The sequence below is a fragment of the Marinomonas sp. A3A genome, assembly GCF_018336955.1.
Classification (GTDB): Bacteria; Pseudomonadota; Gammaproteobacteria; order Pseudomonadales; family Marinomonadaceae; genus Marinomonas; species Marinomonas lutimaris.
The window spans coordinates 1,377,749-1,397,345 of the sequence record NZ_CP025532.1 but is presented as its reverse complement, the minus strand read 5'-3'; the positions used below and the strand labels follow the sequence as shown (position 1 = coordinate 1,397,345).

General features: G+C 42.4%; 20 protein-coding genes. 9 read left to right on the top strand and 11 right to left on the bottom strand.

The window, feature by feature from the left end:
* Positions 1-497: 497 nt before the first annotated feature.
* The 6 genes from msrQ to CYL31_RS06480 form a co-directional block, all read right to left on the bottom strand.
* Positions 498-1,103 carry a protein-methionine-sulfoxide reductase heme-binding subunit MsrQ gene (gene msrQ / locus CYL31_RS06505; protein WP_249411715.1) on the bottom strand — a complete coding sequence of 202 codons (606 nt, stop codon included), beginning with the start codon at positions 1,101-1,103 and terminating at the stop codon, positions 498-500.
* A gap of 1 nt (position 1,104) precedes the next feature.
* Positions 1,105-2,097: a protein-methionine-sulfoxide reductase catalytic subunit MsrP gene (gene msrP, locus CYL31_RS06500; RefSeq protein ID WP_212918125.1), complete on the bottom strand. Its 993-nt coding sequence runs from the start codon at positions 2,095-2,097 to the stop codon at positions 1,105-1,107.
* A gap of 128 nt (positions 2,098-2,225) precedes the next feature.
* Entirely contained in the window at positions 2,226-2,996 is a 771-nt protein-coding gene (gene pssA, locus CYL31_RS06495; RefSeq protein WP_212918124.1) for a CDP-diacylglycerol--serine O-phosphatidyltransferase, read from the bottom strand.
* A gap of 29 nt (positions 2,997-3,025) precedes the next feature.
* Positions 3,026-4,309: a glutamate-1-semialdehyde 2,1-aminomutase gene (gene hemL, locus CYL31_RS06490; protein ID WP_212918123.1), complete on the bottom strand. Its 1,284-nt coding sequence runs from the start codon at positions 4,307-4,309 to the stop codon at positions 3,026-3,028.
* A 126-nt stretch (positions 4,310-4,435) separates the two neighbouring features.
* A complete protein-coding gene (locus tag CYL31_RS06485) occupies positions 4,436-6,103 on the bottom strand; it encodes a chloride channel protein (protein ID WP_249411714.1) in 1,668 nt (555 codons plus the stop codon).
* A 158-nt stretch (positions 6,104-6,261) separates the two neighbouring features.
* Positions 6,262-6,690, bottom strand: coding sequence for an Lrp/AsnC family transcriptional regulator (locus tag CYL31_RS06480; RefSeq protein WP_212918122.1), 429 nt, complete (start codon positions 6,688-6,690; stop codon positions 6,262-6,264).
* A gap of 157 nt (positions 6,691-6,847) precedes the next feature.
* Between CYL31_RS06480 and yjeH the strand changes: the two genes are divergently transcribed.
* Together yjeH and luxS are read left to right on the top strand one after the other, a co-directional pair.
* The gene (gene yjeH, locus CYL31_RS06475; protein WP_212918121.1) at positions 6,848-8,125 is read left to right on the top strand and encodes an L-methionine/branched-chain amino acid transporter; all 1,278 of its coding nucleotides are present in this window, start codon (positions 6,848-6,850) and stop codon (positions 8,123-8,125) included.
* A 64-nt stretch (positions 8,126-8,189) separates the two neighbouring features.
* Complete coding sequence (gene luxS / locus CYL31_RS06470) at positions 8,190-8,702, top strand: S-ribosylhomocysteine lyase (protein ID WP_212918120.1); 513 nt, start codon at positions 8,190-8,192, stop codon at positions 8,700-8,702.
* Positions 8,703-8,793: 91 nt separating this feature from the next.
* Here the strand turns inward: luxS and CYL31_RS06465 are convergent, their stop codons facing one another.
* Positions 8,794-9,429 carry a LysE family translocator gene (locus CYL31_RS06465; protein ID WP_212918119.1) on the bottom strand — a complete coding sequence of 212 codons (636 nt, stop codon included), beginning with the start codon at positions 9,427-9,429 and terminating at the stop codon, positions 8,794-8,796.
* A 313-nt stretch (positions 9,430-9,742) separates the two neighbouring features.
* On the opposite strand from CYL31_RS06465, the gene CYL31_RS06460 reads away from it, so the two are divergent.
* Entirely contained in the window at positions 9,743-10,618 is an 876-nt protein-coding gene (locus tag CYL31_RS06460; protein WP_212918118.1) for a DMT family transporter, read from the top strand.
* Here CYL31_RS06460 and CYL31_RS06455 read toward each other — a convergent pair.
* From CYL31_RS06455 to CYL31_RS06445, 3 genes are all read right to left on the bottom strand, one after another.
* Positions 10,615-11,061 carry an Lrp/AsnC family transcriptional regulator gene (locus CYL31_RS06455; protein WP_212918117.1) on the bottom strand — a complete coding sequence of 149 codons (447 nt, stop codon included), beginning with the start codon at positions 11,059-11,061 and terminating at the stop codon, positions 10,615-10,617. The genes CYL31_RS06460 and CYL31_RS06455 overlap by 4 nt on opposite strands.
* Positions 11,062-11,162: 101 nt before the next feature.
* Positions 11,163-11,654, bottom strand: coding sequence for an acetolactate synthase small subunit (gene ilvN / locus CYL31_RS06450; RefSeq protein ID WP_012069034.1), 492 nt, complete (start codon positions 11,652-11,654; stop codon positions 11,163-11,165).
* Between the two features lies 1 nt (position 11,655).
* Complete coding sequence (locus CYL31_RS06445) at positions 11,656-13,368, bottom strand: acetolactate synthase 3 large subunit (RefSeq protein ID WP_212918116.1); 1,713 nt, start codon at positions 13,366-13,368, stop codon at positions 11,656-11,658.
* A 438-nt stretch (positions 13,369-13,806) separates the two neighbouring features.
* On the opposite strand from CYL31_RS06445, the gene CYL31_RS06440 reads away from it, so the two are divergent.
* Both CYL31_RS06440 and queG read left to right on the top strand, forming a co-directional pair.
* Entirely contained in the window at positions 13,807-14,067 is a 261-nt protein-coding gene (locus CYL31_RS06440; RefSeq protein WP_012069032.1) for a hypothetical protein, read from the top strand.
* Between the two features lie 59 nt (positions 14,068-14,126).
* Complete coding sequence (gene queG, locus CYL31_RS06435; protein WP_212918115.1) at positions 14,127-15,200, top strand: tRNA epoxyqueuosine(34) reductase QueG; 1,074 nt, start codon at positions 14,127-14,129, stop codon at positions 15,198-15,200.
* A gap of 19 nt (positions 15,201-15,219) precedes the next feature.
* Here the strand turns inward: queG and CYL31_RS06430 are convergent, their stop codons facing one another.
* Complete coding sequence (locus tag CYL31_RS06430) at positions 15,220-16,077, bottom strand: acyl-CoA thioesterase (protein WP_212918852.1); 858 nt, start codon at positions 16,075-16,077, stop codon at positions 15,220-15,222.
* A gap of 175 nt (positions 16,078-16,252) precedes the next feature.
* On the opposite strand from CYL31_RS06430, the gene moaA reads away from it, so the two are divergent.
* The 4 genes from moaA (at position 16,253) to CYL31_RS06410 (ending at position 19,580) form a co-directional block, all read left to right on the top strand.
* A complete protein-coding gene (gene moaA / locus CYL31_RS06425) occupies positions 16,253-17,278 on the top strand; it encodes a GTP 3',8-cyclase MoaA (RefSeq protein ID WP_212918114.1) in 1,026 nt (341 codons plus the stop codon).
* A 13-nt stretch (positions 17,279-17,291) separates the two neighbouring features.
* Entirely contained in the window at positions 17,292-17,831 is a 540-nt protein-coding gene (gene moaB / locus CYL31_RS06420) for a molybdenum cofactor biosynthesis protein B (protein ID WP_212918113.1), read from the top strand.
* A 5-nt stretch (positions 17,832-17,836) separates the two neighbouring features.
* Positions 17,837-19,030: a molybdopterin molybdotransferase MoeA gene (locus tag CYL31_RS06415; RefSeq protein ID WP_212918112.1), complete on the top strand. Its 1,194-nt coding sequence runs from the start codon at positions 17,837-17,839 to the stop codon at positions 19,028-19,030.
* A 121-nt stretch (positions 19,031-19,151) separates the two neighbouring features.
* Positions 19,152-19,580 carry a HepT-like ribonuclease domain-containing protein gene (locus CYL31_RS06410; RefSeq protein ID WP_212918111.1) on the top strand — a complete coding sequence of 143 codons (429 nt, stop codon included), beginning with the start codon at positions 19,152-19,154 and terminating at the stop codon, positions 19,578-19,580.
* Positions 19,581-19,597 lie beyond the last annotated feature (17 nt).

Below are 19,597 nucleotides of genomic sequence, written 5' to 3'. Positions count from 1 at the left end.
CGTTTCCACATGTTGTCCCCCTCTACTAGGTAGATTCCTACGCGTTACTCACCCGTCCGCCGCTCGTCAGCAGGAGCAAGCTCCCCTGTTACCGCTCGACTTGCATGTGTTAAGCCTGCCGCCAGCGTTCAATCTGAGCCATGATCAAACTCTTCAGTTAAAAAGTTTGCTTACTCAAAATCTATTACACTAACAATAACTTAATCGACTCACTGCTCCGAAGAACAACAAGCCAACATAAAGCGAATTGACGTGTTAGACGTTTCGCAAGACTTCAATTTTTTTGATCATCTCGAATCAGTTAAAAACCAATCCGGACAATCTTCTGAAGCCTCCAGCGAGCGCCCACACAAATTATCTGATTATCTATTTTAAAGAGCGTCTGATACTTCGTTCAACTCTCTTACCTAAGTAAGTGGCAAACTCTTGTTTGCGTCGTTGTCCGTGTCAGTGGGTGCGTATAATACATCCACAGATTTTCTATGCAAGCTCTTTTTTTAAGTTTTCTTAAAAAGTTTCTTATAGCTAGGAAGTGTGGGTATTTTCATGATTAACAAGGGCACTAAAAACACAGAAAAATAAAGAGCCAACGAAATATCATCTTTAACCTGCCACCATAGATGAGCAATTACACTAATCGCCGCTAGGTACATTAATCGATGAAGAGGTTTCCACTTCTTTCCTAGCTTACGAATCATTGCCTTCGTACTTGTTAACGCTAATACAGCCAGAATAACCAGAGCCAAAGTACCAACATATATATAGGGCTTCTCAACTAAATCAGAACTTATCCAAGTCCAACTTAATCCCGCAAATAAAACCAAATAAATAACGAAATGAAGCAAAGCATAAAAAAAGGCCGTCAAGCCAATAAAGCGACGATATCGATTAATGAATCTAAACGACTTCACTTTACCAATCAATGTCATCGCCATAACAGCTACAACAGCTACAGATGCCCAAATCCCACTAAGTCTCATCAATAGCTTGCCAGGATCTGGAAAGTATTGCCCCATCAACAAAGAGACAAACATCCACACAAAGGGCAAACAAAATAGAATGACAATATATGGCTTTTCTTTTCTATCCCAGAATGTCGACACGCTAATAGTTCCTTTTCAAGTCCATACCAGTATATAAACTTGCAACCTCTTCCTCGTAGCCATTGAACATCTTTGTCTCAATTACATTAGGAAATAGAACACCACCCGGTAATCGCCGCTCTTGGCCTTGAGACCAGCGAGGATGATCCACATTAGGATTCACATTTGCGTAAAAACCATATTCATTAGGAGCCAACATACTCCATGTGGTTTCGGGCATTGTTTCAACAAAGCGAATTTTCACTATGGATTTAATACTTTTAAAACCATATTTCCAAGGTAGAACTAAGCGAACTGGCGCCCCATTTTGATTGGGTAATATGCTCCCATACATACCAACAGCAAGAAATGCCAGGGGATTCATTGCCTCATCAATACGCAACCCTTCTCGGTATGGCCAATCCAGTCCACCCCCACGTTGACCTGACATTTGCTTAGGATCATACAAGGTTTCAAAGTAAACATATTTTGCTTTAGATGTTGGCTCAAATTTCTGTAGAACTGTCGCAAGAGAAATGCCAACCCAAGGAATAACCATAGACCAAGCTTCAACACAACGAAGACGATATATACGCTCCTCTAGCATCGACTCTTTAATAATATCATCAAGATCAAACACTCCTGTTTTCCCAGCCTCACCCTCTACCGTAATTGTCCACGGTGTTGTTTTAAATTGAGAAGATCGCTCCTTAGGGTCACTCTTGCCATAACCAAATTCATAAAAGTTGTTATATGAGGTAGCAACATCATAAGGAGAAATTTTATCTCCGTTGCCAAACGAGGTTTCTGCGATATTTTCAAAAGAAGATTTCAGAGAAGAAGGTGGTGATAAAGGATTACCCTCTTGAAGAGCGGCAGCAACATGACCAATACCACTGACCCCAAGAACAACTCCTCCTGAGGCTTTCATGAATTGACGACGGTTAAGGTATACAGACCGGTCAGTCACTTCGCATTCTGAACTATCCGACCTTTTTTTATTTATGATTAACATATTAGCTCCCCTAGACACATCTTACTTATATAGTAGACAGCAAACCTTTTTGAACGTTCAAACAAAAAGAGTCTACTGACTTTGACGACAGTAGACTCTTATTTATTACAGAGGAACTTAGTAAAGTTTTAGCGAAATTTTTCAAAAAAGATACCCAAGATCCCCCACAAACCATAAAGGCAAAAAACACTCATCAGCACCAAAGCAGGCTCTAGCGCAACTAATACCAAAACTAACACCGCAATAAGGAGCACTACAAAAGGCACACGCCCCTTCAAATTAAGATCTTTAAAACTACGATATTTTACGTTGCTAACCATCAATAAACCGGCGATAGGAACTAGTAATGCCATCAGAGTTGCCATACTTTCACCAGAAACACCTTTGTCATTCGCAGCCCATATAACCCCGGCCACAAGAGCTGCAGCAGCAGGACTTGGTAATCCCGTAAAATAACGCTTCTCTTCAACACCAAGCATGGTATTAAATCGAGCTAAACGAAGAGCGGCACCAACAGCATAGATAAATGCAGCAATCCAACCAATCTTACCAAGTGGTGCCAAAGACCAAGTAAATACAACAAGCGCTGGCGCAATACCAAAAGAGACCATATCAGCAAGGGAATCATACTCAGCACCAAATGCACTTTGAGTATGAGTCAAACGCGCAACACGCCCATCCAAGCCATCAAATATCATCGAAATAAATATCGCGACAGCAGCATGAGTAAAGTTTTCATTCATCGCAGCAATGATGGAATAGAACCCCGAAAAAAGTGCAGCCGTAGTAAACAAGTTTGGCAATAGATACACACCCTTATGCGGCTGTTTTTTCTCATCGCCGACGTCTATGTCTTCGATTTCATCAACCGGTGATTTTTTCATATCATCAATAGACATGTTACAAACCTTCCTTTTTAACGAATTATTTATACTAGCTTAGCAAAAGAACGCTTAGCAGCTTCTATTGTGTAGTCGATATCTTCTTCTGTATGAGCTTGAGAGATAAATCCAGCCTCAAACGCTGCAGGAGCGAAATACACCCCCTCTTCCAACATATAGTGGAAAAACGCTTTAAACTTACCTAAATCACACTTCTGCACATCCGCAAATGTCTTAACCGCCTCAGCTTCAGTAAAGAAGAAACCAAACATTCCACCAACACTAACCACGCAGAAAGGTACGCCTGCATCATCTGCGGCTTTTTTCAATCCTGATATAAGACGACTAGCCTTAGAACCTAAAGCCTGATGGAAGCCCTCTTCGCTAATTTTGTTCAGAACAGCCAAACCTGCCACCATCGCAACAGGATTACCAGACAAGGTACCCGCTTGATAAACTGGACCTAACGGTGAAATACATTCCATGATGGCGCGTTTACCACCAAAAGCACCAACCGGCATACCAGCACCAATAACTTTACCTAGTGTTGTCAGATCAGGAACAATGCCAAAGTGATCCTGCGCACCACCAAGGGCAACACGGAAACCAGTCATAACTTCATCAAAAATCAATACAGCGCCTGATTCATCACAAACTTGACGCAAGGCTTCAAGGAACCCTTCAACTGGCAAAATGCAGTTCATGTTGCCAGCAACAGGTTCGACAATGATACAAGCGATTTGATCCCCGATTTCTTCAAAACAACGAGTCACTTCTTCAATATCGTTGTATTGCAGTGTAATAGTATGTTTCGCCAAATCTGCAGGTACACCAGGAGAATTCGGAACGCCAAGCGTTAATGCACCAGAACCCGCTTTAACAAGCAAAGAATCTGAATGACCATGGTAACAACCTTCAAACTTAACGATTTTATCGCGTCCGGTATAACCACGAGCCAAGCGGATCGCACTCATAGTGGCTTCGGTACCCGAATTCACCATGCGCACCATATCCATAGAAGGAACAAGTTCACAGACTTTCTCTGCCATTGTGATTTCAACTTCTGTAGGGGCACCAAAGCTCAAACCAAAATCAAGCTGCTTTCTAACCGCATCTAACACATCTGGGTGCGAGTGACCTAAAATCATTGGTCCCCAAGAACCTACATAATCTATATAGCGTTTTTTGTCTTCATCATAGACATAAGCCCCTTCCCCACGCTGGAAAAAAATAGGCGTACCACCGACACCATTAAAAGCTCGAACTGGAGAGTTAACACCTCCAGGAATACGGTGTTGGGCACGTGCGTATAGATCTTCTGAACGACTCATATTTATTCAAATCCCATAACTGATAATTTACAAAAGCAAGCAAGCTTTAACATAAGAAGCATTACTGCCAATAAAACTTTTAATAAAGAACTAGAAAACACTCCCCCTACTAAAAAACAGGTGCAACTAGTCACTTTTTAACAAAAACTGATCGAGACGATGACGAGAAACCAGACTAAAAGAAGAATCAGATACCGCCACCAGCACCTCTGGCAAACCTGTTTCCTGAAACCAACCCAACATAGCCTCTAATGAAGGAGGCTCATCAATCACAGAAACAAGAGTCGACTCTAATGCCAAAGATAAGTTCATCTTCACTCTATCGCCCTCTGAAACAAGCCATAACTGAGGGCCTTCCTCCAAAGTTTTCAATGTATCCAATACAGCAATTCTACGGACCAAACGCCGCTCGTTTTCAATCTCGAAAACTACATAGTCTACCATACTTGACGCTAAATCTTTCACCTGTTCGATAGCAACGACTTTAGGCAGAAGCAAAACCTCTTCAGCAACTGGCTTAACTGTATGGTGTCGCAGATATCGCTGAAAAGGGCTAATAGTCGAAGACATTCCCATAAAACTCAATCTTTCGACAAACACAGATTCCTGATGAAAAAACACTCGCATCAACAGACAAGAAAATACAATAACAAACAACGCAGGAACGATCGCTTCCGACGAATGGGTCATCTCTATAATAGCAACCAAAGCTGTTAATGGCGCCTGAAAGCTAGCCGCCATCATAGCCGCCATTCCTAGTAATGCGAATAAAGCCACATCCGCTACGCTATCATCAAACACCAAAGCAACCTGAACACCTGCCAATCCACCAATAATAAAAGTCGGCCCTATCATTCCTCCCGGAATTCCCAGACCTATAGTAAAAGCAGTCAAGACCGTTTTAACTAAAATCAATAACAGCAGAGAATATAAAATTAAATCACCAGACAACAAACGAGAAAGAGAAAGGTAACCGCTGCCCAATGATTCCGGCAAATAAATAGCTGCAAAAGACGTGGCAATTGCCACTAAAGAAAAACGCCACCAAACAGATACACCACTGAACCGCCAAAGACTCTTTTGCGTATGAAGAAACAAAGCAGACAGTAATACGATAAAAACAACTAAGACAAAACAAGCGATAAATAAGTCAGTTGAAAGCAGTACAGAAGAGATACTTTCGATACTAAAAATATCTAAAGGCCCAATAACGTAATGACTTACTAAGGTAGCAATAACAGAAGAGAGCAAAACAGGTAAAACATAACGCTGTCGATATTCCAGAAAAATCACTTCAAAGGCAAACAAAACACCCGCTAAAGGCGTTTGAAATACCGCTGAAATCGCTCCGGCAACACCACAGGCCAACAAGGTTTCAACGCCATACTGAGGCAATTTTGCTTTTCCCGCCAAGTAGCCACCAAGTGTCGCACCAAGGTGCACAGCAGGACCTTCCTTACCAATTGAAAGACCACCAGCCAAACCTATTGCCGCTGAAAAAAACTGCACCACCGCATTCCACACAGGCAAATTACCATGATGATAATTTAGACGTTCAACAACATAAGGAACACCCACTTTATGTAATCGGTTCGGCAGCAATGTAAAAAGCAGCGCCAAAACAACACAAGCAGCAAAAGAAAGTCCAACACGCCACTCAACAGCCAAAGACTCAAAAGAATCAAAATCAGCACCGATAAAGTATCGAGTAGGTAAATAAATGACGGCATAAAAAAACACCATCAAAAGCCCACTTAGTAAACCACACAAGGCACCAAGTATTGCCAGAATCAATAAATCATCGTAAGACTTTGCCTTACTAGACCACCTTTCTCTTAAATTTAACCTTTTCAGAGCACGACCTCACTTATAACGCGGGCGGATTTTGTACACAATTCAAGCAGTTATCAGATAAATTCGCAATTGCTCTGACAGAGCCTCTAAAATACGACTCACCAACGATCAAGACGATTTGATAAGCACATGTGCGTCACTATTTTATGAAGGTTCGGCCAGCTGTCCATCTCACTACGAATCGCATTTAAACGTGCCATGGAGCTCGCTTGAACTAAAAGCAACAAATCCAAATCACCACTAATAGAATGGGCAAGCTTTACCTCTGGAATAGCCTCAATCAAAGGCTGCACAAGATCGCAAGACAAAGGTCTAAAAGTTAAGGCCAAATAAGCAGTAACGCCGTCTTCTTTTGAAACCGAAGTATGTGCATGATAGCCAGTGATGGTTCGATTATCTTCCATGCGACGAATGCGCTCTGTCACCGCGGAACGAGATAAATTAACTTGCCGACTAATGTCTGAAACAGAAAGCCGAGCATCGTCAACCAGTAAAGCTAATATTTTTTGATCATAATGATCGGCCACCCAAACCCCCTTTTATTATTAGTTATTCAACTTGACGGTCATTCCGGCAAAATGCGCCTTAATGGGGTCAACTTGTATAGCGTATTGCTAATATAAGTATTTTATCCTTAGCGACAACAAATAACAGCTACAGAATTTAACAAGTAAAGGCAAACAAATGAACCAATACCAAAAAACTCTTGGCCCGCTACAAGGCATAGCAATGACGGTGACTACCTTTATTGGTACTGGCCTGATGATCTTGCCCGCCATGTCTGTTGCAGAGGCGGGATCCTTTGCTTTTTATGCTTGGTTAATCACCGCCACAATGATTATCCCAATTGCATTTATTTTTGCGTTACTTGGCTCCAAGTATCCTTCCGCTGGAGGAGCATCACATTATATTGGTCGAGCATTTGGGTCGCGCTATGAAAAAGCAGTGGGCTGGTTGTTTTTAAGTATTCTATTGGTTGGCCCTGCAGTTGCTATAAAGGTCGCAGCGGCGTATTTGACCATTATTTTTAAAACATCTGATGAATGGATTCTTGCCTTTAGTTTATTAACCCTTGCTGGCATGCTTTTCTTTGCCATCGTAGGCATGCAAACCTCAGCTAGGTTTCAAACTGCTATTGTCATCGTGATGATTGGTACTATTTTGTGGCTTTGCTATATTGGTGATATTTTAGACAGTCGCCAAGTTATTGAAGCACCCGTAACCGCCGTTGAGTGGCAACAAACACTTTACGCCACAGGCGTTATATTTTGGTGTTTCTTAGGCATTGAAGTCATGGCCCATATGGGCGCTGAGTTCAAAAATCCAACCAGAGATTTCCCAATCGCATTACTGGGTGGCATCACTATAGTTATTCTTGCTTACCTAAGTTTAGTACTACTCATTGCTTGGCATCACACTTACGGCGACGAAATTACCAACAGCCAATCTCTAGCATTGTTAGTTAGCAAATTAATGGGCGAAACGAGCAGTCGATTCTTTGCTGTTGGCGCTTATATTATCGCCTTCGCCAACGTGGCCATTTATATCTTAGGTTTCTCTCGTATGGTGCAATCTATGGCACAGCAAGGCGCCTTACCTAAAACTTTTATCGGGCTTAATAAAAATGGCGCACCTGAAAAAGCAGTATTACTGGTTGGTTTAATCACTTTATTCTCTATTGTGTTTTCAGAGGTCTCTGACTGGAAAATGTCATGGTTCATTGAAATGACAAACGGCAGCTTTCTGCTTATTTACACATTAACCTGCGTTGCCGCTTTCAAATTGGTCAATCGTGCAGCCCAAATATTGGCTATAGTTGCCTTAATAAGCTGTAGCTGCATGGTGTTTTTCATTGGTCAAAGCATGCTGTTTGCTATTATCGCTTTCTGCTTAGCTCTCAGTTATGAATATTTACGATCACCAAAAAGTCCGATCAAAGGTTCAAAACTTCATGTACAATAACGGCAATTGATATCACCATTTATAAAGCAACGATGATTTCGTTGAGTTCAGTAGGAGAGATTTTATGCCATTATTAGACAGTTTCCGTGTCGACCACACTCGTATGGATGCACCAGCCGTTCGTGTTGCTAAATCCATGTCTACACCTAAAGGTGATGACATCACAGTGTTTGATTTACGCTTCTGTGTACCAAACGAAGAAATCCTTTCTGAGAAAGGCATTCACACATTAGAACATTTGTTTGCGGGCTTCATGCGTGAACACCTAAATGGTGATAGCGTCGAAATTATCGACATTTCGCCAATGGGTTGCCGTACTGGTTTTTACATGAGCTTAATCGGCACACCTTCTGAAGACACTGTTGCTGCTTCTTGGAAAGCAGCAATGGAAGACGTATTGAAAGTAAAAGCTAAATCTGACATTCCAGAGTTGAACGAATACCAATGCGGCACTTACGAAATGCACTCCTTAGAAGAAGCGCAAGAAATCGCGAAAATGATTCTAGACCGTGATGTGAAAGTAAACAGTAACGAAGAGTTGTACCTAAGCGAAGAGTTCTTAAAAGAACACAGCTAAAAAAGTTATTTAAGCTAAAACACAAAATGTAAAAAATAAAAAAAGGTGACCTAGCGTCACCTTTTTTTATTTAAATTACACTACAAACTTTTTAAGAACGTGTTGCCGTTGCTAAAAAAGCACTCGCCAAAACGAACACACTGCCCATTCCGCGGTTAAGGTTTTTCATACCTTTAGGGCTGCGAATCAAACGGCGAATCTGCTTGCCGCTCATTGCGTAAATATAAGCCGCAATAAACTCCGTACAACAAAAAGTTAATCCCATCCAGAAAAACTGCATAGGAACAGGCTGACTAAGATCCAGTAACTGCGGAAAAATAGCCGTAAAAAGCAATACCGCTTTAGGATTGCCGATCGCTACTAAAAACTCTTGGCGCATTCTCGCAAGGTGTCCACGTTTCGCCTTGATTCCGACTTCACTTTCATGTTCTTCAAGCACCATGGCTGCACTACGCCATGTTTTGATGCCAACATAAAACAGGTAAGCGACACCGAACCATTTGATAACACTAAACCAAAAGCTAGAAGAAACAATAATAGCCCCTAAACCTAGCGCGGAAATTAACATCAAGATGCTAAAAGCTAGATTTCGACCAACCACAGCAATAACAGCTTTAGTCGCGCCAACCTGAATGCCATTGTGCATCGCAGTAAAATTATTTGGGCCGGGCCCTAAAGACAGCAACATTAACAACGGCGCCGTTGCCAACCAAACACTGAATGTCATAACAATTAATTCTCTTAAAATTGAGCTAAAGACGGTCTAAATTAACAGCTAAAATCGACCATATAATTTGGCGCAACTGTACAGCCTAATAATTCGCCTGTCAGCCTATTTTTTAACCTTTTAGGTGACACAAAAGTAAATATATTAAGATGTCCGAAAATCAATTAGTTAGAACTCTGCATTGCAAAAGAAAAACCTTAAATTTACTTTTTTATCCAAAGCCAAGCGCTCGAATAACCTTTTCTTTCATCTGTGGAAACTTACCATCACTCCGTAAAATAGCCACTCCGTTACCAATAATTGGGGATTAGCTATGTCTATTGCACATATTTTTTTATGGGCTACCGCCGCCATTTGGGGCTTTGCCTTTGTTGCCCAAAGTGTTGGCATGGAAAGCCTTGGGCCACACAGCTTTAACGCTATGCGTTTTCTATTAGCAACATTGTCGCTTTTACCTTTATTGTTTATTTTTAAACCCAAGCAATCTCAAAATAATCGAAAGCTTTGGTTAGGGGGGCTCGCTGCAGGAAGCTGCTTGTTCTTGGGCTTTACGTGTCAACAAATAGGTTTGCAATACACTACGGCAGGGAATGCTGGATTCATCACCAGCATGTATATTGTGTTCGTGCCGATATTAGGACTTCTGCTGGGCCATAAAACCGAGAGACATACTTGGATTGGAGTAGGACTAGCGTTAGTTGGCCTTTACAGTTTAACCGTTGGGCCAAACCTATCCATCAATAAAGGTGATGCGATAGAGCTACTAGGTACTCTTTTTTGGACAGGACATGTATTGCTAATAGGTTATTTATCTCGATATGTATCCGCTTTGCCACTTTCTATTGTTCAGTTTTTCGTAGCAACGCTATTAGCCTCTATCACCGCTTTCACATTAGAAACACCGACACTTGAAGGCATTAAAATGGCTTGGTGGCCTCTGGTCTATGCTGGCGTCGCTTCATCCGGTATTGCCTTCACATTACAAACGCTAGGGCAAAAAAATGTTTCGCCGAGTATAAGCGCTCTTATTCTCTCATCTGAAGCGGTATTTGCCGTATTAGGGGGCTGGATATTTATGGAGGAAATTCTTTCAACTCGTGCTCTGGTTGGTTGTGGTTTTATCATGACAGGGATGATTATTAGTCAGTGGCCAAGAAAAGCCATCACAGCAGAAGTCGCGGTAAGCTAATCCTCTTGAGCGATATTTAATGGCATGATGCGTTTGACTGGTGTGGTCATTATCATCATGGTGTTGGTATCGCTCAAATCAATTAACCGCTCTAACAATGCATCAAGTTTAGACATAGACTTCACCCCTACTTTGAGTACAAAAGCATAAGGCCCTGTTACGTTGTAGCATTCAATCACTTCATCTAAGCCCATAACGAGTGCTTTAAATTCTCGCTCTTTGGTACGATAAACCTGACATTCTACCAAGGCAGTAATCGGTATCCCTGCTTTTTCTAAGTTGACTTGGACACTGTAGCCAGTAATCACGCCAGACTCTTCTAATTTGCGTACTCGCTCCGCGACCGCAGGTGCAGTCAGATGAACCATTTTACCCAATTCTGCGTAGGTCAAACGGCCATTCTGCTCTAGCAACTTGAGCAGTTTCCAATTCGTTTTATCCATTTAACCCTCACTTAATACCCATCATTTACGCATAAAAAAAGCCGCGGATAAGCGCGGCTTTTTCAGTCTATCTATAAGACCACTACAAAAATAGTAGACGATTATAAAGACAGTGTCTTTTCACCGCGAGCGATACCAGATACACCAGTACGAACTACTTCAAGCAAATGAGCGCCGCCCAACGCTTGTAAGAACCCATCAAGTTTATCTGACTCACCAACGATTTGAATCGTATAAATAGACGGCGTCATATCCACAATGTTGCCACGGAAGATATCAACTGTACGTTTCACTTCAGCGCGCTGAGCACCAGTAGCACGAACCTTAACCAGCATCAACTCACGCTCAATGTGCTGACCTTCAGTCAAGTCCACCAGCTTCACCACATCAATCAACTTATTAAGTTGTTTGGTGATCTGCTCTACAACCTGATCTGAACCAAATGTCGTCAATGTAAGGCGAGACAAGGTTGGATCATCCGTTGCCGCTACGTTCAATGATTCGATGTTAAAGTTACGCTGTGAGAACAAACCAACTACTCGCGACAAAGCACCCGGCTCGTTTTCCATCAATACAGAAATAATATGTCGCATATTAGGTACGCTCCGTCTTGCTCAAGAACATATCTCGCATAGAGCCGCGAGGCACTTGCATTGGATATACATGCTCTTCTGGATCCACGTAACAGTTAATGAAGACCAATTGATCTGTCATTGCAAACGCTTCTTCCATCTTGGCATCGAGTTCATCTTTAGTTCGAATTTCAACATACTTATGACGGTAAGCATCCATCAATATTTTGAAATCAGGCAATGAGTCCATGTAGGAGTTTGAGTAACGACCTTCATAGTTCATGTCTTGCCACTGGCGAACCATGCCTAAGTAACCGTTGTTCAAACACAAGATTTTAACCGGTAAACCATATTGCAAGCAGGTAGAAAGCTCTTGAATATTCATTTGAATACTGCCTTCACCTGTTACACAAACTACGGTTTCTTTAGGGAAGTTCATCTTCACGCCCATTGCAGCAGGAAGACCAAAACCCATCGTGCCTAAACCACCAGAGTTAACCCAACGGTTTGGCTTATCAAATTTATAATACTGAGCGGCAAACATTTGGTGCTGGCCTACGTCAGACGCAACATAAGCATCGCCTTTAGTAGCACGCCAGCACGCCTCGATCGCTGCTTGAGGCTTGATCTTTTCGCTGCTCGTGTCATAGCGACCACCGTGCACTAAACGCCATTCATTGATTTGCTTCCACCAACCAACAAGCGCTTCTGTGTTTGAACTTTGACCTTCAACCAAAGACAGCATTTCTTCTAAAACCTGACTAACAGGGCCAACAATTGGCACATCTGAACGAATGGTTTTAGAAATAGCAGCAGGATCAATATCAATATGGATAATTTTTGCGCCAGGGCAAAATTTATCAGGATCATTTGTAACACGATCATCAAAACGAGCGCCAACAGCCAAAATCACATCACTGTGATGCATGGTCATATTCGCTTCGTATGCGCCATGCATACCTAACATACCAACAAACTGCTTATCTGTTCCTGGGTATCCACCCAGGCCCATCAAGGTATTAGTTACAGGTACGTTTAAAGACTTAGCCAGTTTCACCAAAGATTCAGACGCACCGCCCATAATAACGCCACCACCAGCATAGATGATTGGACGCTTAGCGGCTAACAGCAAATCGACTGCTTTTTTGATCTGACCACTGTGACCTTTCGTTGGTGGCGTATAAGAGCGAATAGAAACAGATTCTGGGTATTTGTATTCGTACTTATCACCTGGCATGGTCATGTCTTTTGGCACGTCAATCACAACAGGGCCAGGACGACCAGTACTGGCAATGTGATAAGCCTTTTTCATGATCATAGGAATTTCAGAAGGATGCTTAACCGTAAAGCTGTGCTTCACAATTGGACGTGATACACCAATCATATCGGTTTCTTGGAACGCATCTTCGCCGATCAGGTAGCTCATAACCTGACCACAAATAATGACCATGGGAATAGAGTCCATATAGGCTGTCGCAATACCAGTAACAGTATTAGTTGCACCTGGACCCGATGTTACAAGAACCGTACCCGCTTTGCCCGTGGCACGTGCATAGCCATCAGCCATATGCGTTGCAGCTTGTTCATGCCTAACCAGAATATGCTTTACGTCAGACTGACGATGCAAAGCATCGTAAATATGAAGTGCGGCTCCACCTGGATAACCATAGATATATTCAACTCCCTCATCTTTGAGGAAGCGGGCGATCATTTCACCACCGGATAATAACTCCACCTTGTTACCCTCTATAGTATTTATCTGTCTTTTAATTTTAGTGCAGCTATTGTAACCGCATAAGACAAGCAGATTAAAGTTGATAGAACGAAGTTTGCTAAACTAACTGAGGTAACTTTTAAAAATAAGGAACATTTATCTAAAAGTAAGAAACACTCAAACGCAATAAATCGCAGTTTTTACACTGCCCGCGTCTTTTCGCGAGGAGAAGTATAGGACAACAATATTGCGCCATTCTACACTTGTGCTTATCAGAACGAATCTGACTGAGATGAGCTAGTGGCCCATAAAAAGGAGTCATCGACATGGTGTCGTCGAATTATATTGCGTTTCATTTTGTCTTTGTGCCTCAGATTTGTCAACACAAAGCGTATAAAAACTTGCTCTAACCTACGCTTCATGGTGTCATAGCGGCATAAATTGATTAGGAGTTTTACCATGGCTAATGAGCTTAACCAACAACGAGTTATTGATGAATTTTTGCGCTGTTTTCGTAAGATGCTTATGGATCCAGAACTCGCTGGAGAATTAGTCCGTATCGCCAAAGAAAATATCAACCAGCCAAATGCTTACCAACGTATTGCAGAAGAAGTGTCCAACCAAACCACCATTAAAATACAAGAAGAACACACGGAAGCCGATCGTAAGTTCATCAAGCTATTGATGGATGTTGTTAAAGGCGACTCTCAGCTTTACTAATTTTTTGTTCTTCACGCTAGGCTGCTTTTTAGCCTAGCGTCCAATGTTTTGGTACTCCCTTGCTTCCTTCGTCTTTATCCAGCCCAAAAGAATTAAGCCAACTTGCTGATGACATCAAATCATGGGCAATTGAATTGGGCTTTGCCGAAGCCCGTATTGTCGAGCCTGATCTAGCGCAATACAAAGATGAATTTAATGAATGGCTGAATAACCAATACCATGCAGGTATGGACTATCTTGCCAATCATGGAGACATGCGTTTTTACCCAGAGCAACTCCATCCAGGGACGCGCCGTGTCATCTCACTTCGCATGCATTACCTTCCCCAATCGGTCGAAACAGTCGAAAGACTAAAAACCAAAGACAAAGCCTATATTGCACGTTATGCCTTGGGGCGCGACTACCATAAATTAATTCGCAAACGCCTTACTCAACTGGCTAAGAAAATAGAGCAACAAGTTGGCGATCATGGCTACAGAGCTTTTGTAGATAGCGCGCCTATTCTGGAAAGACAAATTGCGGAACAAGCCGGCATGGGCTGGATTGGCAAAAATACCTTATTACTAACACCAAAAGCGGGCAGCTGGTTTTTGCTCGGTGAAATATTTACTAACCTGCCGCTTCCTGTCGATAAGCCAACTGAGACAAGGCATTGCGGAAGCTGTACCGCCTGCCTCACTCAATGCCCAACCGATGCCTTTGTTGAGCCTTGGGTACTTGATGCGGGAAAGTGCATTTCTTATCTAACCATTGAGCATAAAGGTCCTATTCCAGAAGAGCTACGCAATAAAATGGGCAACCGGATTTTTGGTTGTGATGATTGCCAGCTAGTTTGTCCTTGGACAAAATTTGCCAAATACACGCAAGAAGACGATTTCCAACCTAGGCACAATCTCGATTCAGCTGATCTGGTTGAATTATTTGAGTGGGATGAAGAGACCTTCTTGAAAAATACCGAAGGCTCTCCTATTCGTCGTACAGGCTTTGAAAACTGGCGCAGAAACATTGCTGTCGCACTTGGGAACGCGCCGACAAACAAAGTCACTATCCAAGCCTTAGAAAGCGCACTCTCTCATTCTTCTGAATTAGTGAAAGAGCACATTATCTGGGCATTAAAACAACACAGCCTTTAACAAGATTTCGATCCAAAACCTAACGGGAATAACGTAATAAACCCTCCTGAGCAGTAGAAGCGACTAACTCCCCTTTCTGATTAAAGATTTGCCCGCGAACAAACCCTCTACCTGAATCAGCCGATGGGGAATCCGCCACATAAAGCAACCATTCATCCAATCTAAATGGGCGATGAAACCAGATTGCATGATCCAAACTAGCAGCAGTCAGATAAGGACTACCAATTGAAATACCATGAGGCATCAAGGCGGTTTCAATAAAACCGTAATCCGTTGTGTAAGCCAACATAGATTGATGGATTAACGCATCATCAGGCAAAGCAGACACACTACGAATCCACATATGGCGTTTAGCAATCCCTGGACGAGGACGAAATGGGTTCTGGTTTTCTACGATTCGATACTCAATTGGTCGATCAGCAGTGAATAATTCCCGTACTTTAGAAGGAATTTCATCAGCATGCTCACGATAGAGAGACAATTCAGACTTAAACGATTCAGGACCTGGGACATTAGGCATAGCATCTTGATGAGCCAGACCTTCTTCCTCAATATGAAAAGATACCGTCATCGCTAAAATACTTTTACCAAATTGCGAGGCAATTACCCGTCGGACACTAAAACTTCTTCCATCACGAACTGCTTCAACCTCGTACTCAATAGGATGAGATGAATCCCCTGGACGCAAGAAGTAACAATGTAGAGAATGCGGAAATCTCCCTTCAACTGTTTGAGTGGCCGCACTCAAGCCTTGACCAATAACCTGACCACCAAATAACTTGGGAAAGCCGATATCCTGACTACGACCAATAAACTGAGTCGCAGACACACGCTCCAGCTTTAACAAACCGATTAGATGATTAACGACTTGATTCACCATTTCCCCCTATGTATATGATTATCCATGTTTTGCCATTTTTTCAGTGACGACCTGAATAAAACCATCATAAACTAAAATAATATTAAAAATCTTATCGAAATCTTTTCTAGCGCTTTGCTAAATAGGCATTTTTTTGCTTTGATGAACACTTATATATAAAGGGTAATTTTTCTTGTCAACGTCCGCTTTAATCGATCCATTTGGTCGAAAAATAGACTACCTACGCATTTCCGTCACTGACCGATGTGATTTTCGCTGTACCTATTGCATGGATGAAGATGTCACTTTCATGCCTAGAGACCATATATTGTCTTTAGAAGAAATTGTTCACGTGGCCAAAACCTTTATATCTATGGGCACCAAGCGCATTCGAATTACGGGTGGCGAGCCTTTAGTACGCAAAAATATCCTTTGGGCCATTGAGCAAATAGCCAATACTGAAGGCTTAGAAGAACTCACCATTACCACCAACGGTTCTCAACTTTATAAAATGGCACAAAGCCTACTCGATGTTGGTGTATCGCGTATCAACATCAGCCTTGATACCCTTAAAGCAGAACGATTTTACGCCTTAACTCGCAGAGATAAATTTCAACAAGTTATCGATGGCATAGAAGCTGCCAGCAAACTGCCGTTTAAACGCCTAAAAATTAACAGTGTGATGCTTAAAAATCATAATGATGATGAGCTTTTTGATCTGGCTCAATTTGCCTTAGAACGAAAAATGGACATCAGTTTTATAGAAGAAATGCCGCTTGGCGTTATCACTGACCATAACCGAGCAGCAACTTACTTGTCTAGTGACGACGTCATCAATACGCTTGGCAGACATTATGAACTCACGCCAAGCTCGTCAACCACAAGCGGCCCAACCCGCTATTATCAGGTAGCAGGTTATGACCACAAAATCGGTGTGATTTCGCCACACAGCCATAACTTTTGCGATACCTGTAATCGCGTCAGGCTGACAGCTGAAGGCCGTTTATTACTCTGCCTCGGCAATGAACATGCAAAAGATTTAAAAACCGTACTGCGCAATAGCTCATATTGCTCAACGCCATTAGATTCAAAAAACCATAATTCAACAGAACTAGAAAACGCGATTATTGAAGCACTAGCACTCAAACCTGAAAAACATCATTTTAATCTCGATGAAGCCCCGCAAATTTTACGCTTTATGAGCGCTACAGGAGGCTAAACAAGGAATTCCCATGGCTAAAACACCGACACCTTTTCGTCCACTAAATATCAGCGTCTTAACCGTTTCTGATACTCGATCTATTGCAGAAGACACATCCGGTGACGCTCTAATTGAACTGTTGACTAAGGCTGGTCACACACTCAATGAAAGAAAGCTAGTGAAAGACGATGTTTACCAAATGCGCGCCGTCGTATCAAACTGGATTGCCGACAAACAAACCCACGTGGTTTTGATCACTGGCGGGACAGGTTTTTATTCACGCGACAGCACTCCAGAAGCCATGACGCCACTATTTGATAAAACCATCGAAGGCTTTGGTGAACTATTTAGACAAATTTCTTATACAGAAATCGGCACATCCACCATTCAATCGCGCGCGATTGCTGGATTAGCTAACCAAACACTGGTGTTCTGTTTGCCTGGCTCTACCGGTGCCTGCAAAACAGCATGGAATGGTATTTTAGAAGAGCAACTTAATGCCTCTCATAGACCCTGTAATTTTGTCAGCATGTTGATTGGCCCATACACAACAAACCAACATGAGGCATAGTTTACATGTCTACTTTACTCGCCTTTGAAGATGCTCTAGAAGAAATTAAGCGCAGCGCTAGCATTCGTGTGGAACAGCAGACAATCCCCCTTATAAACGCAGTTGGACGCATTCTCGCAACGGACGTTATCGCAGGAATATCAGTTCCTCCTCACGACAACAGTGCGATGGACGGCTACGCTCTTGCCTGTGCAGATTGGCACGCTGGTAAGCGCTTTAACGTTAGTCAACGAATTGCAGCCGGCCAACACCCTAAGCCTTTAATGCCGGGCACTTGTGCGCGTATTTTCACTGGTGCGAATATCCCAAGTGGCGCAGATACCGTGATAATGCAAGAAAATGCCGAGCTTGAAGGTGACAAAGTCATCTTCAGTAAACAGCCGACGACTGGCGACAATATTAGACCGTTAGGGCAAGATATGCAGATCGGCCAAACGGTCGTTAAATCAGGTGAAAAAATCACGCCAATACACATTGGCCTTTTGTCTAGCCTTGGGATCATTGAAGTTATCGTCTACAAGCAACTCAATGTCGGAATACTAACAACAGGTGATGAGCTGATTCCTACCGGCGAGAATCTAAAAGCTGGGCAAATCTACAACTCAAACGGTCCAATGTTAAGCGCGCTTGTCACTCAAGCTGGCCATAATGTCAGCCACTGTATTCACGCAGCAGACACAGTAGAAGACACTAAAGCGGCCCTAAAAACCTTGATACAATCCTGCGATGTTATTCTGTCATCTGGCGGTGTTTCTGTCGGTGAGGAAGATCATGTGAAAGGTGCCTTAGAAAAGCTAGGAAAAGTACATTTATGGAAAATTGCCATTAAGCCAGGCAAGCCACTCGTTCATGCAACACTTCAGGGTGTCCCCTTCCTTGGGCTACCTGGGAATCCAAGCTCGACCTTAGTGACTTATCATTGGTTCGCACAATTTTTGCTGTCTATTTGTTCCGGTCAAATTGCTGAACTCCCCCAGTATTATCATGTCGATGCAGGCTTCAACCGTAACAAAACGATCCAACGAGACGAGTTCTTACGAGTTTCCATTGGAAAAGATGGATTAGCTTATGCGCATCCACAACAAAGCTCTGGTGCGCTTCTCGCTGCGGCTGAAAGCCAAGGTTACTTGCACGTAAAAGCCAATACACAAGTAGAGTACGGTCATTCCTATCCTTTTTATCCTTTCTCTGCTTTCTAACTTTCCTCTTTCTTCATAACTCACCTAGACTAAGAGAACCAGCATGCTGAAAAATCAGTATGCTGGTTCTCTTGATTTGAAAGATACTAAAATCAATTAGCACTCAAAAGAGGCAAAGAATATGAGAGACGTAGAATGGGAAACATCCCTATATGAACATCAGCACGCGATGATCAAGCGACTCGATGCTTTTAGAAAGGGTGCGAGAACTATCACGTATTCAAAAGATGAAAATATGGTGATTGAGCATTCTTTTCAGCTACTTGTCGCTTCTATGCTAGATCTTGCTCGCTATGTTCTAAAACACCACTACAAAACCGAGATCTCGTCACGTAAAGAGGTTCTAAACGCGCTTATTGCGAATAAAGATGTTACCTATGAACAGGCGGAACAAATTAGATCTCTCATCGCTTTAAGGGACAAAATCCTTCACGACTACCTAGACGAGAATTTTGCAGATTTAGAAGAGGCCATGACACTTAGACGCTACAGCTTAGTAGAAGTATTAACAAAAGAGTGGATTACTCGCTTATCAAGTTCACCTTGTTAAGCGTCAAAAATTTTAAA

Excerpts from the sequence above, each read along its gene's own strand:
- CYL31_RS06440 (WP_012069032.1), top strand. The coding sequence starts at position 13,807 with ATGGCTAATGAGCTTAACCAACAACGAGTTATTGATGAATTTTTGCGC.
- CYL31_RS06410 (WP_212918111.1), top strand. The coding sequence starts at position 19,152 with ATGAGAGACGTAGAATGGGAAACATCCCTATATGAACATCAGCACGCG.
- luxS (WP_212918120.1), top strand. The coding sequence starts at position 8,190 with ATGCCATTATTAGACAGTTTCCGTGTCGACCACACTCGTATGGATGCA.
- pssA (WP_212918124.1), bottom strand. The coding sequence starts at position 2,996 with ATGTCTATTGATGATATGAAAAAATCACCGGTTGATGAAATCGAAGAC.
- CYL31_RS06415 (WP_212918112.1), top strand. The coding sequence starts at position 17,837 with ATGTCTACTTTACTCGCCTTTGAAGATGCTCTAGAAGAAATTAAGCGC.
- yjeH (WP_212918121.1), top strand. The coding sequence starts at position 6,848 with ATGAACCAATACCAAAAAACTCTTGGCCCGCTACAAGGCATAGCAATG.
- CYL31_RS06465 (WP_212918119.1), bottom strand. The coding sequence starts at position 9,429 with ATGACATTCAGTGTTTGGTTGGCAACGGCGCCGTTGTTAATGTTGCTG.
- msrP (WP_212918125.1), bottom strand. The coding sequence starts at position 2,097 with ATGTTAATCATAAATAAAAAAAGGTCGGATAGTTCAGAATGCGAAGTG.
- hemL (WP_212918123.1), bottom strand. The coding sequence starts at position 4,309 with ATGAGTCGTTCAGAAGATCTATACGCACGTGCCCAACACCGTATTCCT.
- CYL31_RS06460 (WP_212918118.1), top strand. The coding sequence starts at position 9,743 with ATGTCTATTGCACATATTTTTTTATGGGCTACCGCCGCCATTTGGGGC.
- ilvN (WP_012069034.1), bottom strand. The coding sequence starts at position 11,654 with ATGCGACATATTATTTCTGTATTGATGGAAAACGAGCCGGGTGCTTTG.
- CYL31_RS06455 (WP_212918117.1), bottom strand. The coding sequence starts at position 11,061 with ATGGATAAAACGAATTGGAAACTGCTCAAGTTGCTAGAGCAGAATGGC.
- moaB (WP_212918113.1), top strand. The coding sequence starts at position 17,292 with ATGGCTAAAACACCGACACCTTTTCGTCCACTAAATATCAGCGTCTTA.